Source organism: Nitrososphaera sp. (genome assembly GCF_013388945.1).
Lineage (GTDB): Archaea > Thermoproteota > Nitrososphaeria > Nitrososphaerales > Nitrososphaeraceae > Nitrososphaera.
Map to the genome: position 1 here is coordinate 150,530 of NZ_JACAEH010000014.1, position 15,109 is coordinate 165,638.

Here is a 15,109-nt window from a genome sequence, read left to right on the forward strand (position 1 = left end):
TCTTTTCCTCTTTTTACAGCCATGTTCCGCACGCTGATATTTGTGCCCGGCGCCAACGCCCGCTTCGTTGAAAAAGCCAAGACGCTTGCAGCCGACGTCGTCTGCTTTGACCTTGAAGATTCGGTGCCGGCAAACGAGAAGGCCCTGGCGCGAAAGACAATAGCCGACGCGCTGTCAAAAAGGCACGAGTACCGGCGGCCGCTGTACGTGCGCACCAATTCTCCCGAATCGGGGTTGATACCGGCAGACCTGAAAGTTGTGGTGAGAAAGGGAATCGACGGCTTGGTGATCCCGAAGGTAAACGACGCAGGCGAGATCAAGAAAATCGCCAGGATGGTCGCGGTGCTTGAGAAAAAGCACAGGACCGGCAGGATTGCGCTCATCCCCTCCATCGAGTCTGCAAAAGGGGTCGTCAACACGTACGCGATAGCAGGAGCCGATAGTCGCGTGAGCGCTGTCGTGTTTGGCGTCTTTGACTTTTTGTACGACATGCGCATGGACTACGACGAGCACGACGGAACGGGCTATGCTTATGCGCGCTCCCGCATACCCGTGGAGGCAAGGGCAGCAGGCGTGCCTGCCATAGACGCGATATGGCAGAAAGTAGACGACATCGACGGCCTGACAAAGGACGCGGCTGCGGCCAAAAAACTGGGCTACGCAGGCAAGAGCATCATACATCCCGGCCAGATAGAGCCCGTGCACAGGGTGTTCCTGCCGTCGCAGGCCGAGGTGGACTGGGCCAGAAAGGTGGTGGACGCACTTGGAAACGCAATGGAAAAGGGAACCGGCCGCCTTGCCGTGCGGCTTGAAGGGCGCATGATAGACGCGGTGCACTACAAACAGGCAAAGGCCATACTCGACGCGGCCAGGGGCTAGCGGCAGATTATCCTCTTGAGAACAAGTATCCCCGCGTAGTAGGGCAGGTTGTAGATAGCCGCAAGCGCCGCGACTTGCGGCCCGAAGAACTGTGCCGCAAAGACCATGACAAGCGTGTTGTTGACGTACGTCATTGATATCAGGCCTGCTGCGCGCTCGTTCTTGGGCGCGCTGGCATACCCTGCCGCCGCAAACGCGGCGTATGCAAGCGACGAGCCGGCAAGTGTCTGCAGCACGAAAAGCTGGTCGCTGAAAAAGTACGGCGAAAGGGTCGAGAACATGCCCATGTTTATGAGCACCACGAACACGAGCGAGAGCGCAAACGAGTTTTTGTCGGCAAAGCTCGAGGCGGACGGCGCGTACCTCTTTGTCAGCCAGCCGGCGCCAAGCGGGATAAAGAGCGCAAGCACCAGCAGTATCACCATGTCTGCAAGCGGCAGGTCAAACTCCGAGCCCACCAGCACGTGGACAAGTGCAGGGAGTACAAAGGGCACGGCAAGTGACGTGACTGTTATCATGCCGACTATGAGCGGGAGCCGGCCTCCGACAATGTTTACCACAAACGGCGCGCCAAGGCCGGTCGATATGCCGGCAAGAAGGAGTATTGGAAGCGCAAAAGGCGGGTAGAGCAAGTAAGCGACGCCGTACATTGCAAGTGGGAGCGCCCCCAGCTTTACTGCCGCAAGGGCCGCAAGCGGGCCGGGCCTCGAGAACGTGCCGGCAAGGTCTCTCGGCGCCAGCCTGAGAAGGTTGAGAAAGAGCAGCGCCCCGAGCCACACGAGCAGGTACGGCTCTGCAACCCTTCCCGCCTGCGGCAACAGGATGCCGACAAGGATGGAGCCGGCTATTGCGGATGCGAGGAGCGCGTCCTTACCGCGTCGCAAGACCTTTCAGCTGCTGTATCTTTTCGCGCACAAGGTCAAAGCCCTGCTGCCAGAACTCTTCCTTTGAAATGTCCATGCCTGCGTCCATCAGGAGCTCTTCAGGTTTCCTTGAACCTCCTGCAGCAAGGATGCCAAGATATTTTGGCACAAACGACTTGCCTTCCAGCTTGTACTGCCTGTAAAGCGACAGCACCAGCAGGTTGCCAAACGAGTACGCGTAGCAGTAAAACGGCGTGTGGTAAAAGTGCGGAATGTAGACCCACTCCCACGCAAACTCGTCGGACACCTGCACGGAATTGCCAAACTGCTCTGACAGGTTCTCGGCGTATATCTTTGACACCTGGTCAATCGTGGCGTCCTGCTCGCCTATGGCCCTGTGCGCGTCTGCCTCAAAGAGCGTGAAATACGCCTGCCTCATTATGGTCGCGTACATGTCGTCTATCTGCTCTGCAAGCAAGAGCCGGCGCTCGGCTGCAGGAAGGGTCTCCATCAGCCGCTCGTTCAGGAGCATCTCTGCAAACACGGACGCAGTCTCTGCAAGCGGCAGTGGCGCGTGCGCGACTGTGAGGGGCAGGTCGCGTGCAAGCATGCTGTGAATCGCGTGACCAAACTCGTGGGCAATCGTCGACACGTCGCGCGTCCGGCCGTCAAAGTTCAGGAGCACGTACGGAGTCATCTTTGGTGTGACAGTGTGGCAGAACGCCCCTCCCCTCTTTGCCTTCCTTATCTCCGAGTCGACGTGGCGCTCGGCAAAGACCTGCTCGGCGAGCCGGCGCACATCGGTGTCAAAGCTTCCAAACGTGTCAAGAACAGTCGAGACCGCCTTTCCGTAGGCGAACTTTTTGCCAGACCTCTTTGTAGAGAGCGGGGCGTAGAGGTCGTAGCGCCGGAGTTTTTTTGCGCCAAGCATCCGGGCTTTTTCGCGGAAATATTCGTGAAACACAGAGCTGTTCTTGCGGCAGGCAGCGAGCAGCGCGTCGACGGTCGCGTCGTCGAGGTTGTTGCCGACGTTCCGTATGGAGATAGGGCTTCTGTAGCCGCGTATGGATATGCCCTCGTCGCGCCACTCGACTACGATGTTCTGGTAGATCTCGCCGAGCACGCCCGAGTTTTTCTTGTAGACTGCAAAAAGGGCCTTGTATGCTGCTTCGCGCTCGGCAGGGTCCGCGCTCCTCACAAGCGATGCGAGCTTTTCGCGGTTGTCAAACTTTCTGACCACGACTTTTTTGCCCTTTTTCATCTTCATCTCGAATTCAAACGCCGAGGTCATCTTGTCGTATATCTTTACAAGGGCGCCCGTGCCTGTGACTTCAAGCGTGTTTATTATCCTCTCTTCCGGCTCTGAAAGCGAGTGCTTTGCAAGGAGCCGCTCGTGCCTCAGGTGCTCTCGATACACCGGCGAAACGCCCTCTATCAGCCGCGCAGCGTTTGCGTCGTCGACCTGCTTTTTGAACCAGAGGTCGAAAAACAGCAGGCGGTTTGCCGCGTCGGCTGACATCTTGTCCATCCTTGTTACAAGGGCCGACGCTTCGTTAGACGCAGTGTTTGCGTAATAGCGCAGGTGCGCAAAGCCTGCTGCCACGCTCAGCTTCTCGGAGATGCCCTCTATCTCCCGTATCATGCCCTCGAATTCCGGGGCAGGCATGTCTGGCCTCAGATTCTGCCTCTTGGCTTCAAACTCCTTGACGCTGTTTTCAATCGACGCGAGGTACTGGCCAAACTCTTTGCTTGCAGGGTCCTTTACCAGACCGGAGAGGTCCCAGGAACCGACCTTGAGGGTGGAGTAATTCACGGCGCTGCATCGGCCTCCGTCAAATATGTATCTTGCATCATCCTTGCGGGCTGGATAGTGCGCATGTTTTGAGATGCGCGGCGACCTCTATTATTCAACCACACATAGTCTAAATGAATTAACGCAGGCTATAGAAAGAATTGCCAGCTGGCTTAAATAACTGAAATGCCCTATTACAGTCGCTCGCAAAAGCGAGTTTCAGCATGGACGAACGGAGCAGGCGAGAAATATGCATGCGCCGGGCGCATTTGGCCCGCGACGGTGTGCATGATAATGCCTGCATTCCCCGTGCTGTTCTAACTTACCGACCCTACAAATATCGAGTGCGACGTCGCCGGGAACTGCTCGCCGTCCCTTTCAAACATGGCATAGAGCGTATAGACGCCCGGCTCTTTTATGGCAGGCGACATGTCAAACTTCACGTCAACGTCCCCGCCGCTCTCCCAGCTGCTGGCCTCTATGACCACGTGGTCGCCTGCCTGCTGGTAGTGGAATCCCGGCGGCAGCGGCTCAAACACCGATGCCGCAAGCTCGCCGGCGCCGTAGGCAAGCATCTTCTTGTTCTCCTCGTACGCCTCCGGCGTGGGAAGCGGGTCATAGTAAATGACGACGTTTTCAAGCTGGGCGTCCCGGGGCATGGGCCCTGAAATGCTTACGTCGGTGTTGTCGGCCTCGACTGTCAGGCCGTAGTCGTTTTCAAAGTTCTGGACTATGACAAGGTAATAGTCATCGTACATGATGCCTATGCTGACGTGCGTGTGGTTGGGGTCAAGTATGTTCTCCCTGTGGCCGTCGTTGCAGCATTCTAGGTCGTTGTACATCATCTCGTATTCGAGCTCCTCAATTGCGGCAAGCGGGTCTATCTTTTCGCACCGCAAAAACGACGACTGGCACCTGTCGTACTCTTCTTGGCTGAACCCCGATATCGCCACGTTCTGGTGGACGCTCCCCGGGCCGTCAAGCCGGCTGTAAGTCATGTAGGGCTTCTCGCCGTTTGACAGCCAGTGCGATATCTGCTTGTTCGCAAACACGTCCTCGGCGGCCACCTGCGCCGCCTGGTTGTCGCTCAGCTGGACAGACCTGAGGCCAAAAGCAGCCCTGTCGCCGTTGATTGCCGCAAGCGCGTGCTGCACGAGCTCTTCCTGAGGCACCGTCGCCGGCCCGACCTCCTGTGGCTGCAGTATGGTTATCGCCATCTGGAGCGGGCTTGGCTGTTTGAGCGGAATTATCTCTGGGACAAGGAAGACTATGGCAATTATTGCAGTCGCGATTCCGACAAAAGCAGCTACCTTGACGCCCCTTCCCGAACTGTGAGTCGTGTGGCTGTTCTGCGCGCCGCACTTGGGGCACGCGGCAAGGTCTGCCGCGTAGGTCTCGCCGCAGGCGCAGAAGATCTGCTCGTCGGTCATCGGTCAACTGTGATGGCTTGCTATCTGCGTATAATGCTTTACGGAAGATCATTCTACACACATATTAGATGGCGCAATGCAGGCTGTCCTGTTGCGGTACCGCGTCAGCGTCCGGCTCGGAGGAGCCGGGATAAAGGTCGAAGGCGACGAGATAGAGGTCGGGATAAAGTCCGAGCCTGAGCGCGGCAGGGCAAACCGGGAGCTTGTGAAAAAGCTGGCAGAGCACTTTGGCGTGCCTGTCCAAAACATAAGGATAGTCTCCGGGCACACGTCGAGAAAAAAGCTGGTCGACGTATTCTAAAAAAGAGGGGAGGGCCCCTACACCTCAACGAAGGGGCAGTTCACCACCACGCCGGCCACGTCCACCGACAGCGCGCCTTCTTGTCCTGCATCGCCTATCTCCTGCGCTGTCGTCAGGAACCTTGCCTTGCTCGCATCATCCCACGTTGTGGCAAGTATCCTCCATAGCGGGCTGTACGAGTCGTCGCCGATGTCGCTTCCTGCCACGCTTGCCTGGAAGCCCATGGGCCCGGTGCCCTCTATCCCGTTTGTGAACACCCACAGGTCGGATGCAGAGCCTGTCAAGAGCGCGGCTCCGGTCTTTTCGGCGTGTACGACGCCCAGCGCGTCGGCGACCTCCTTTACGGACGCGTCGGTGGCGATGTAGTAGATGGTAGAGCCGTCGGGCGCAAAGCCGCGGTGCGCGACAAACGTCACCTTGCGCGCGTCTGTGTCTATTTCAAGAACCTGGCCTCCGCCGTACGGAGAGTCGTCTGACAGGTTCCTGTCTTGGCGCAGCTGCAGCGAGCCGCCGTCCCACTGCACGAACGGGCAGTTGACCACCATCTCGGTAAAAGTCACCGTCACCTCGCCGGCGCTGGCTGCTGCCAGTACCTCTTGTTCAGACCTCAGCTCGCGCACCTGGGCCCCTTGCTGCCACTCGACTACGTTTATGCGCCACAGCGGGCTGTACTTGGCATCGCCTGGCTGCGAGTCTGCCACGTTTGGCTGGAATCCCAGTGGGCCCTCGCCTTCTATGCCGTTTGAAAAGGCGTAGATGTTGGCAAGCGATTCTGCGGGCGCGCCTGCAAGCGCAGGAGCGTACGCGACGCGGGAGCCTGTCAGCGACGTCAGGTGGTCGGCAAGGTCCTTGTCTGAAGCCTCAGTCGAGATGTAGAACACCTCGCTCCCTCCGGCAAAGCCCCTTGTGAGCGGGAGCTCAAGAGGCACGCTTGTCCGGGTCAGCTTTTTCTCCATCATCATGGCGCCGGCAGAGCTGGCCTTTGACACTGTCCCGTAGATCGGGCTTGTGCCAAAGTGGCCGCCCAGAGCCTCCGGGTCTATCGATACGGCCACCGCGGCGCCGTTGAGCACCTTGACTGTGACGCGCACGTCGTCGGCCCTGCCGGTCGGGGCAGTCACGTCGGCGGTGCCCTCTATCACGCGGATGCCATCGCCTTCCGTAAAGTCGTCTTGCAGGCTAAAGCCGCTTATGGTGTGCGTGTGCGCCGATGTCCCGTCTGTTGCCACCATGCTTATCCTTGCGATAAACGAGGCGTCCCCGCCTGGCAGGACCCGAAGGACCCAGATCCCCGACTGTATCCAGGCAGGCTCGCCGCCGTCAAGCTGGACGTTGGCCACGTTGCCCCGGAGCGCGTACGCGCCGTCCTTTTCCATCATCATGCTGTCTTGGCTTGCTGCAAATACGTTTGTTGCAGGCGCCTGTGCAAGCAGGCCGGACAACAAAAAGGCCGCCATGCCCGCAAAAAGCGCCAGTTTTGAATTTCTGGCTTGCATTGCCGCAGAGAGCGCTTATAATATAAAATGCGTTTTTCCAATTGATGTCCAGATCTGTTCCACATCGTGACCCTGAATTGAATGCGATAAAAGAGGACCTGCGAGCTCTGGCCGACCCCAGAAAGGCCAGGGTGCTCCAGCGCTTTTTCAAGACAGGCCCGGGAGAGTACGGGCAAGGCGACCTGTTTATTGGCGTGACTGTGCCCAAGTCGCGCCAGGTGGCAAAGAAACACGCTGGCGCCGGCATGGACGAGGTAAAGGAGCTTCTTTATTCCAAGATACACGAAGAAAGGCTGGTCGCGCTGCTAATCCTGGTCGACAGGTACAGGCGCGACCCGGAAGGCGTTGCACGGTTTTACCTTGACAACCTGGGCCAGGTGAACAACTGGGACCTGGTGGACCTGACTGCGCCCAAGATACTTGGGCCTTTCCTGGAAAAACGAGGCAGGTCGCTTCTTTACAGGCTGGCCCGGTCAAAAGTGCTCTGGGAGCGGAGGGTCGCCATCCTGACCACATACCACTACATTCATGCAAGAGACTTTGCCGACGCGCTAAAGATATCTGAAATCCTCCTGCGCGACAAGCACGACCTGATGCACAAGGCCGTCGGGTGGATGCTCAGGGAGATAGGCAAGCGCGATATCAGGGCAGAAGAGGCGTTTTTGCAAAAGCACTACAAAAAGATGCCCCGCACCATGCTGCGCTACGCCATAGAAAAGTTTCCGGAGCGCACAAGGCGCGCCTACCTGGAAGGCACGGCCTGAATCACAGGAACCTGCGCGGCGAGTACTTGTTGTAGATCTCGGCGTTTATCTGCCGGAGGAGCTTTTTCTTCGACCTTTCGGCCTTTTTGTTTGCGCCATAGTCCTTTGCCGCCAAAAGCGTGCGCAGAAGGTCCAGCTCGGCGACGCTGAGGGCCTTGAGACCCTTGTCTGACACTACCTCAAGCAGCCTGCGCAGCTCGCCTTCCTCGCTCATCACCTGCATATTCCTGCTTGGCTGTATTTATCGCATTCACTTTGCCACGACGTAAAAGTCGTAGACAGGCATCTTCTGTCCTGTCTCTCTTTTCTTGAAGTAGTACTCTATCGTGGCCCAGAACGCCGGGAAAGTCTCCACAAGGCCTATGACAGGGCACAGGAACAGCGTCTGGAAGTGGAACTTTAGCCTCTTCAGGGTGCCCACCTTCGAATATCTCAGGTTCAGGAACAGCCCGAGCTGGTACGACGAGATCCAGACTATCGAGGTGAACAGCAGTATCGACCCCACGCCTATCTCAAGATACGCCGAGTCGGCCACGGCTTCAAAGAGCGTCTCGAAGAACAGGAACGGCAGCCTGTCAGGGATTGTCATGATGTTGTAGCTGAGCTCCTGGTACTGCCACAGCGCCGAGATGTAGTTGTACAGCATTATCGAGGTGGAGGCCGCTGCAGACGCAAACCCCAGAAAATACGTGAGCGACTTGTAGATCAGCTTGAACCTGTGCCACCGGGGGAAGTTTGCGAGGTTCTGGAGCGTGCCGAAAACCCACCTGCGCCTCTGGAAAAAGTGGTCCCTTATGTTGAGGGGCGGCTGCTCCAGCAGTATGCCGCCGTGCCAACCCATGGACTCGGGCCCGTACTTTTCAAACACCTTGTAGCCGAACATCTGGTCTTCCGCAAGGGTCGGCCCGAACTGCCACTCTATCTCGTCTTCCACGTCGGACCTGACAAGCAGGTTGCTCCCGTGTATGTGGAGAGGCGGCGGGTTTGTCATCTGCGACACGCAGTCGTAGCACGTAAACGGCCTTATCGACTCGGCAAGTGCGGTTATCCTGCTTGCGTCTTCGAACTTGAGCGGGTAAAAGATGGGACCTTCAGACGCGATCTCTTTTCCGCCCTCTATCGATTTCAGCAGCGCAAGTATCGTCTGCGTCGTGACATAGCTTTCGTCGTCCATGTGGAATATCCAGTAGTCCCGGGTGTTCTCGCCGGTCCTCCGGCGGTGCTCGATTGCGTACTGGAGCGCCCTGCCCTTTCTTATCGCGTTTGTCTTGAAGCCCGGCTTGACTAGCACAACCTCGCACTCGACTCCTTTGAGCGTCACGAGGTCTTCAGGGTCGTCTGTCACCACCGAGACCTTGTAGCCTTGGTAGTCTATCTTGTGCGATGAGTCTATGACTGACTGGATGCCGCGCCTCACCACGTGGGTCTTGGTGGCCGACCGGGTCGTTATCTGGAATATTATGGAGGCGTCGTGCTTTCGCTTGGCGTGCTTTTCCACAAACACGTGCCTGTTCTGCAGCACCCTGTAAAGCGACACTATGGCTATCGGGACGTACGAAAACCAGAAGAACATGGCGACAAGTAGGAACAGGTTGTCCAGCAACAGATATTGTCAATCTTCATCATTTAAAACAGTGCAAACATTTTCCTCTTGTAGATTGTTCAAGAAGCGCTCTACTATCAAGAGCTGTGTACTGCCGCAAGAGTTGGTAGAGATAAAAAGGATGGCGTCGTATGTAATCTGGCTCCGGTAGAGGAAAGCATGTTTCGGGCGTACATCTTTGGCAGGCAGCTCACGATGAGGCCGGTCAACGTGACCTCTGCCGCGTCCATAGCCATCTTTGCGATGCTCTACGGCGTGATAGAGCACACGCTCCTCACAAGCCCGCTTGGCGTGAGGATATTCGTCTATCCGCTCAGCGTGCAGCTCTTCGGCAACCTCTACTTTTACCACGTGCTGATGCTCGCGCTTGCGGTGCTGGTCGCGTTCAACCCGTTCTTTGACATATTCTTCTTCAGGTCGACTAAGGCGGCAAAGAGGCAGGCGCTCCTGTGGGGCTCTGGCAACATCATCAACTTCATCTGGATAGAGGACCTGTCCTACTGGATCCTCTTTGGCGAGTGGCCCAAGGACGTGATGACTCCCCTCAACCTATCGTTTTATGGCATCGTGTGGTGGTACCCTGTAGCCTTTGTGACTGCGTGCGTGCTGTATGCGCTCACCATACGCGGCATGCCCAAGGGCCGCGGCCTCGGGATGTCATAGAAGCATCTTCTATCAAACACCGAACCCGTTAATAATTTTGCATGCGTGTAATAGCTGCCGGATCATGACTGGGAGAAAGGCAGCCGCGCTTGCCGTAATAGTCGTCGCGGCTGTGGCAGTTTCCGCGTACTTTATGCTGTTCTACGCAAGCGGCGGGATGCCGCCCGGCCCTCCTAACGGCAACGGGACGGGCCCTCCCAAGACGCCCCTCAGCGTGCTCTCGTCGCCTGCCACTTTTCCCTTTGTCGAGAAATGGGCGGCGCAGTACAACAACGGCGACAACCTCGGCAAGGTGGAGCCGGTGTATTCGCCAGACGCTGACGACACCAACATCCCTCTGCTTTATTCAAACGTCTCTAGCTTTCTTGCCGGCTATTCGGCAGACCTAGCTATAGCAGGCAGGCCGGTGCAGCCGTCGGGCAACTTTACGTATGAAGGGTCTGTGTTCCTGCCGGTGAGCCCGCAGGCGATAGCGGTGGTCTACAACGTGCCGGGCTTCCCGGACGTGCCGTCAGGGATAAAGCTCGACGCGCCCACGCTTTACGCCATACTGAGCGGAAACGCGACGCGCTGGAACGACCCGAGGATAACGGCGCTCAACCCGGACCTGGGCCTTCCAGACCAGCCCATAGCGGTGGTGCACGAGCGCAAGGCCGGGAGCGCCACCGAGCTTGTCGAGCGGTACCTGAACGCAACGGTAGCGTGGCCCGGGTCAAGCCAGGCGGCCGAGTCGCCCGACGCGCTCTCGGCAACCGTGAGGCAGACGCCGTATTCAATAGGCTACGTGGACTTTTCCAATGCGGTGCAGACCCGCATGACTTTTGCGGCGCTGCAAAACTCCGACGGCGAGTACGTCATGCCGTCGGCAGACTCGATAGCCCGGGCGGTCCAGAACGGGACCGTGGTGCACGAGCCTGCAGTCGTAGACGGAAAAGAGACCGTGGCGATGCCGCCAACAACGTCGGTTGGGCAGCTCGGCAACGGCTCGTACCCCGTGGTCGGGTTCTACTACGCGGCGCTTTCAGACGCGCCCGGCGCGCACAAAGCCGCGTCGTTTGACTTTGCAAGGTGGATAGCAAGCCCGGCAGGGCAGCAGATGCTTGCCGACGTGCAGTACCCGTCGATATACGACCAGAATGAAGAGCTGAAGGTCATGGCAGAAGAGCTTGCAGCGGGCATGCCCAGCGCCCGGTTTGAGAACGCGACGAACCTGACGAACAACCCAAACGACTCGGTGTACGGCCAGGTCGCGGCGTCAGGCGACAGGGTGTACGTCGTGTGGGAGGAGTCTGTCGAGGGGCAGAACTACGACATATTCTTCAAGAGGAGCCAGAACGGCGGCAGGACGTTTGATGGCGGCGCGGCAAACCTGAGCAGGAACGCCGGCTTTTCAGAGCACCCGCAGGTAGCCGCGGCCGGCTCTGGCGTCTACGTCGTGTGGACAGACAACACGTCTGGCAGCAAGGAGGTCATGTTTGCAAAGAGCGCAAGCTCCGGCAACGCCTTTGGCAGGGCCATATCGCTGAGTGATCCTGCGAACAGCTCGTACAACGCGGAAATAGCGGTGGCCGGAAGCAGTGTCTATGTCGTGTGGCAGGAGCAGAGGCAAAACAGCACCGCCATAGTTATGAGGGCAAGTTCCGACGGCGGCGCGACGTTTGCCGAGCCTGTCACGGTGGCAGAAAACGCCAGTCCCGAGTCGTTCCCCAAAGTCGCTGCCGACGAAGACTCGGTCCACGTGGTGTGGGGCAACCCCGGACAGCCGGGCCTGCGCCACGTGGCAAGCTCTGACGGCGGCGCCACGTTCTCGCAGGCCGCGTTGCTGAACGACGGAGAGGCTGTGGGCGAGGCTCAGGTGGCAGCATACGGAAGCAGCGTCTTTGTGGTGTGGGGCGGGCTGAACCTGAATACGGTGGAGAGGCTGACGTACGTGGCAAGCGCCGACGGCGGCGCGACCTTTAGCGAGCCTGCGACAGTAGACACGATTGCCAATCCGATGAACGTAGAGCTTGCGGCGATGCAGGGTCAGAACGGTGAGCATTTCGTGCACATCGCGGCCCAGGTCGAGACGTCGCCGGGCAACGAGGAGATACTGCTCGTATCGACTGCAGACGGCAGCATTTTCACAGAACCTGTGAACCTGAGCAACAACGCCGGGATATCTGAATGCCCCTCGATAGCGGTCTCGGGCAACAACGTCTATGTCGTATGGGAGGATAGGACGTTTGGCAACAACGAGATATTGTTTGCAAGGGGAAGCGTGTCGTAGGGAGGGGGGTTGTTTCCAGTGGGTTATGCAGAAAAAATGTTACATCATGTAACATTTTGAGCACGAAAAAATGTTACAATTTTGAGGGCCGGGTGACCTGGCTGCAATTAGTTCTTTTATAGCGACGGTGACGTCTGCAGGTTGCAGGGGAAAAGGTATAGACTGCCATGGTGCAGGTGCCGTACCCAGAGGCGGCGCGCCGGCGTCGATGAATGCAGGTGGGGTTATGGCCGCAGCTTTATCGTTATTTCCTCGCCCATGCCGATGGGAACGGTCACCGACTCGGCATCCGGCCTGCCTTTCACGTACCTGGAGTACTTGCTCATTTCTGCGACAAGATTCTCGGGATGGAGTATGTTGTCGGCTGCTATTATGCCTCCTGTCCTTACCATCGGAAAGACCAGATCGAAATAGTTGATCGCGTTTTCCTTGTCCGCGTCGATAAAGACAAAATCAAATGGCGTATCATCATAACTTGCCTGCATCTCTTTCAACACATCGATGGCCGTGCCCCGGCGTACGTCGATCAGGCTGTCAACGCCTGCTTCTTCAAAGTTCTTTCTAGCCCTGTTAGTTTTTGCCGGGTTTTCGTCAATGGTAATGATGGGTTTTGCATGATCACTATTGTTGTACTTTATTGCGTCAACAAACCAGAGCGTGGAATAGCCTGTTGAAGTACCGACTTCCAGGATTCTTTTGGCATTGATGGCTTTCAGCATTATGTTAAAGTAGACACCCGTGTCGCTTGTTATGGCAAGCATCATTTCGCTTTCTGGAATTGTTGCCTGCCCTGAGCGCTCTTTGTCTGCCTGTTCTCCAAGCCTGCAGAGAACCTGCGATATTTTTTGATCTAGGTTGTGCATGTAGAAATATTTGAACGAAAAGTGGTATTTACTTTACTTGAAATGCTCGTTTCTTGAAGGCAGCGCCAAAGTCTATTGCGTGCTGGAATCCGTATATGAGCGGGAAAGTTCTTCCGTCAGCTGCGTATTGAGGGTATTGAGTATGCCCATTACTTCATTTCTAGAGATCATGTTCGACTCGTAGTATCCCTTGATAATGAAAATGATGACGTTCTTGAGGGCCAAGGCATTCTCTGCTGTCATCAGAGTTGATGAATTCCTTCAGTATACATGCATTGTTTTCACTATTCTGCACGTGACCGAACATTTCATTCATACGCGCCTGAAGGTTCTTACCTCTTGGGTCACCGCGATACTACGGCCAGCGGATTACTTGTTCTGTTTTTTTGACCTCATGTCACGTATGGGACATGCGTGTCATACACGGCCTGCCTCCCAAATCACGTCGAGTATCAAGAATGCTGGCAGGATACGAAATACTGGGGGTGCATGGGGGATATCGGTGCGGGGAGAAGCTGCGACGTTCAGCCATACACCCCCGTGTTGCGAGTGATATACATACGAGACGGTTAGTTAAAAAAACACCAGTTGATTTGTACTAGTCTTCCATACCATAATGACCTTCCATCAACCATCGGATACTTTGACCGCATGTTTGTTCAAAGCACGCGCTGGGCTCCTGCTGGTCAGGTTGACCAATGAATTCAATACCAAACTCCAAGTTTTAGATGAGCAACTTTGCCTGTTTGTGGCCGCGATCCGGGTATCATCGTGTTATACGAGAAGGCAGAATGTCCTGCGTGACGCGCACCAAGACCGACAAAGTCATAGAGATATGGGCCAACGAGGAAGGAACAGAGTATGCGATAAGAACGAGCAAAGATGAAAAATTCCGTTATGCAACAAAAAGCGGAATCGTCTACAACCACGTTGTGGAAGGTCTTCCATGCGTTCTAGACCTGCCTGAAAGCATCTATGACTGGAAGCTTATTCTTCGCCATTGGATACGAGAAAAGCGCGAGCAGGCATATCTGCAAAAGTTCGTGTATGGGACATGACAGTAAAATTTCTATTGAGCAGGCAGGCATCTTAAGCCGCGATGCCGGCTAGTCCCAGTTGCAGCTAAATTCATACGTTATTTTCTTCTATAACCCTTATTAACTACATACAACCTCTGCGAGTTCCATGCGGCATCCTGATTCGGCAGTCGACGAGTATGTGAAACTCGCAAAGCTTGGGGTCAGGATAGATCAATTGGTAGAGCTGTCGCTTTCTGCTGACGAGCTGAGAACGCTACTGAAAAATATTGAGAGACTCCTCGAAGCATCCGAGAAGAGGGACAATCGCGTGGTCATAAGTCATACACCATAGGAAGTGATTTTCTGTCCTTGCACCCAGCCAGCTGTCCTGCTTGTGGTCCAACGCAGCTACGATTTTTTTTCAGCTGAATATTCTTGCAGGTATTTTTGGAAAATACTCATCAGGGTCGCGGCGGAATCGTGCATCAACAGCTCAAACGCTGTCTGCACTTTTTCAGGGGAAGTGCAGTAGGTTTCATCCAGTACTATGTTATGCTGCTCTTTGAGTTCGCTCAAGATGGCACGCCTCACCTTGGGCCCAAGAACGTCGAGAGTCTTGTCAACCGCCAACCACACGCGGCTATCAATGCTCATCTGCTCAACTTGTATAAAGCAGTCTTATAGTCGTTCTGATGCGCAATGAGTCCGACTGGTCGGATGTGTAGACCTATGGACAGGCTCCTAATCGGTTGCTATCAGTGTCACTTTTACACCTTTTTCCGGCCCTCGTCGCCATGAAATCTCGTCCATGCGGGTATCAGGTAGTTATAATTCCGGATATCCACCTACCACGATGGTTCACATTTGCAAGGGCTTCTGCGAACGTTTCAGGGCCAACAAAGAGCAGAAAAGGGGTCGTTACGAGGTGGGTTTCCGGCTTTGTCGAACATGCTTTGTATGGATGATTGTCACAGAAAAATTCTGCCCCTGCTGTCGATCGCAACTCCGGACCAGGCCTCGCAGCAGGCGCAACAAGGAAAGATTGCGCGCCATTTTTGCCAAGGGAGATGTTCAAATGCAATCAGCCTGCCGCCGGGTATTTGCACAAAGAGAGATATTCGATGGCGGTTCGGCAGAATGGATCTCCGCGCAGGCAGCGAACGTTTC

Annotated in this window: 16 protein-coding genes; 7 read left to right on the plus strand and 9 right to left on the minus strand. The window is 56.1% G+C overall.

Annotated features, from left to right (window positions below; genetic code table 11):
• Positions 1-21 precede the first annotated feature (21 nt).
• The gene (locus HXY31_RS08165; protein ID WP_292641798.1) at positions 22-879 is read left to right on the plus strand and encodes a CoA ester lyase; all 858 of its coding nucleotides are present in this window, start codon (positions 22-24) and stop codon (positions 877-879) included.
• On the opposite strand, the gene HXY31_RS08170 is transcribed toward HXY31_RS08165, so the two are convergent.
• The 3 genes from HXY31_RS08170 to HXY31_RS08180 form a co-directional block, all read right to left on the minus strand.
• Entirely contained in the window at positions 876-1,763 is an 888-nt protein-coding gene (locus tag HXY31_RS08170) for an arsenic resistance protein (RefSeq protein WP_292641801.1), read from the minus strand. The genes HXY31_RS08165 and HXY31_RS08170 overlap by 4 nt on opposite strands.
• Positions 1,750-3,555, minus strand: a complete 1,806-nt coding sequence (locus HXY31_RS08175; protein WP_292641804.1) for a M3 family oligoendopeptidase — start codon at positions 3,553-3,555, stop codon at positions 1,750-1,752. The genes HXY31_RS08170 and HXY31_RS08175 overlap by 14 nt, the downstream gene beginning before the upstream one ends.
• A 296-nt stretch (positions 3,556-3,851) precedes the next feature.
• Complete coding sequence (locus tag HXY31_RS08180) at positions 3,852-4,964, minus strand: CAP domain-containing protein (protein ID WP_292641805.1); 1,113 nt, start codon at positions 4,962-4,964, stop codon at positions 3,852-3,854.
• A gap of 91 nt (positions 4,965-5,055) precedes the next feature.
• Here HXY31_RS08180 and HXY31_RS08185 point away from each other — a divergent pair, with 91 nt between their 5' ends.
• Complete coding sequence (locus HXY31_RS08185) at positions 5,056-5,265, plus strand: DUF167 domain-containing protein (protein ID WP_292641808.1); 210 nt, start codon at positions 5,056-5,058, stop codon at positions 5,263-5,265.
• A 17-nt stretch (positions 5,266-5,282) separates the two neighbouring features.
• On the opposite strand, the gene HXY31_RS08190 is transcribed toward HXY31_RS08185, so the two are convergent.
• The gene (locus tag HXY31_RS08190; RefSeq protein ID WP_292641810.1) at positions 5,283-6,761 is read right to left on the minus strand and encodes a hypothetical protein; all 1,479 of its coding nucleotides are present in this window, start codon (positions 6,759-6,761) and stop codon (positions 5,283-5,285) included.
• 44 nt (positions 6,762-6,805) lie between these two features.
• Between HXY31_RS08190 and HXY31_RS08195 the strand changes: the two genes are divergently transcribed.
• Positions 6,806-7,525 (plus strand): DNA alkylation repair protein, encoded by a 720-nt coding sequence (locus HXY31_RS08195; protein ID WP_292641813.1) that lies wholly within the window; start codon positions 6,806-6,808, stop codon positions 7,523-7,525.
• Position 7,526: 1 nt separating this feature from the next.
• Here HXY31_RS08195 and HXY31_RS08200 read toward each other — a convergent pair whose 3' ends face one another.
• Together HXY31_RS08200 and HXY31_RS08205 are read right to left on the minus strand one after the other, a co-directional pair.
• Entirely contained in the window at positions 7,527-7,739 is a 213-nt protein-coding gene (locus HXY31_RS08200) for a hypothetical protein (RefSeq protein WP_292641814.1), read from the minus strand.
• A 36-nt stretch (positions 7,740-7,775) separates the two neighbouring features.
• Complete coding sequence (locus HXY31_RS08205) at positions 7,776-9,128, minus strand: glycosyltransferase family 2 protein (protein ID WP_292641817.1); 1,353 nt, start codon at positions 9,126-9,128, stop codon at positions 7,776-7,778.
• A gap of 159 nt (positions 9,129-9,287) precedes the next feature.
• Here HXY31_RS08205 and HXY31_RS08210 point away from each other — a divergent pair, with 159 nt between their 5' ends.
• The gene (locus tag HXY31_RS08210; RefSeq protein ID WP_292641819.1) at positions 9,288-9,791 is read left to right on the plus strand and encodes a hypothetical protein; all 504 of its coding nucleotides are present in this window, start codon (positions 9,288-9,290) and stop codon (positions 9,789-9,791) included.
• 64 nt (positions 9,792-9,855) lie between these two features.
• Positions 9,856-12,060 (plus strand): substrate-binding domain-containing protein, encoded by a 2,205-nt coding sequence (locus tag HXY31_RS08215; RefSeq protein ID WP_292641821.1) that lies wholly within the window; start codon positions 9,856-9,858, stop codon positions 12,058-12,060.
• 224 nt (positions 12,061-12,284) lie between these two features.
• On the opposite strand, the gene HXY31_RS08220 is transcribed toward HXY31_RS08215, so the two are convergent.
• Together HXY31_RS08220 and HXY31_RS08225 are read right to left on the minus strand one after the other, a co-directional pair.
• Positions 12,285-12,923: an O-methyltransferase gene (locus tag HXY31_RS08220; RefSeq protein WP_292641823.1), complete on the minus strand. Its 639-nt coding sequence runs from the start codon at positions 12,921-12,923 to the stop codon at positions 12,285-12,287.
• 72 nt (positions 12,924-12,995) lie between these two features.
• Entirely contained in the window at positions 12,996-13,166 is a 171-nt protein-coding gene (locus HXY31_RS08225) for a hypothetical protein (protein WP_292641826.1), read from the minus strand.
• 557 nt (positions 13,167-13,723) lie between these two features.
• Between HXY31_RS08225 and HXY31_RS08230 the strand changes: the two genes are divergently transcribed.
• A complete protein-coding gene (locus HXY31_RS08230) occupies positions 13,724-13,981 on the plus strand; it encodes a hypothetical protein (RefSeq protein ID WP_292641828.1) in 258 nt (85 codons plus the stop codon).
• 127 nt (positions 13,982-14,108) lie between these two features.
• A complete protein-coding gene (locus HXY31_RS08235) occupies positions 14,109-14,294 on the plus strand; it encodes a hypothetical protein (RefSeq protein ID WP_292641830.1) in 186 nt (61 codons plus the stop codon).
• 56 nt (positions 14,295-14,350) lie between these two features.
• On the opposite strand, the gene HXY31_RS08240 is transcribed toward HXY31_RS08235, so the two are convergent.
• Positions 14,351-14,596, minus strand: a complete 246-nt coding sequence (locus HXY31_RS08240) for a hypothetical protein (RefSeq protein WP_292641832.1) — start codon at positions 14,594-14,596, stop codon at positions 14,351-14,353.
• Positions 14,597-15,109: the final 513 nt, after the last annotated feature.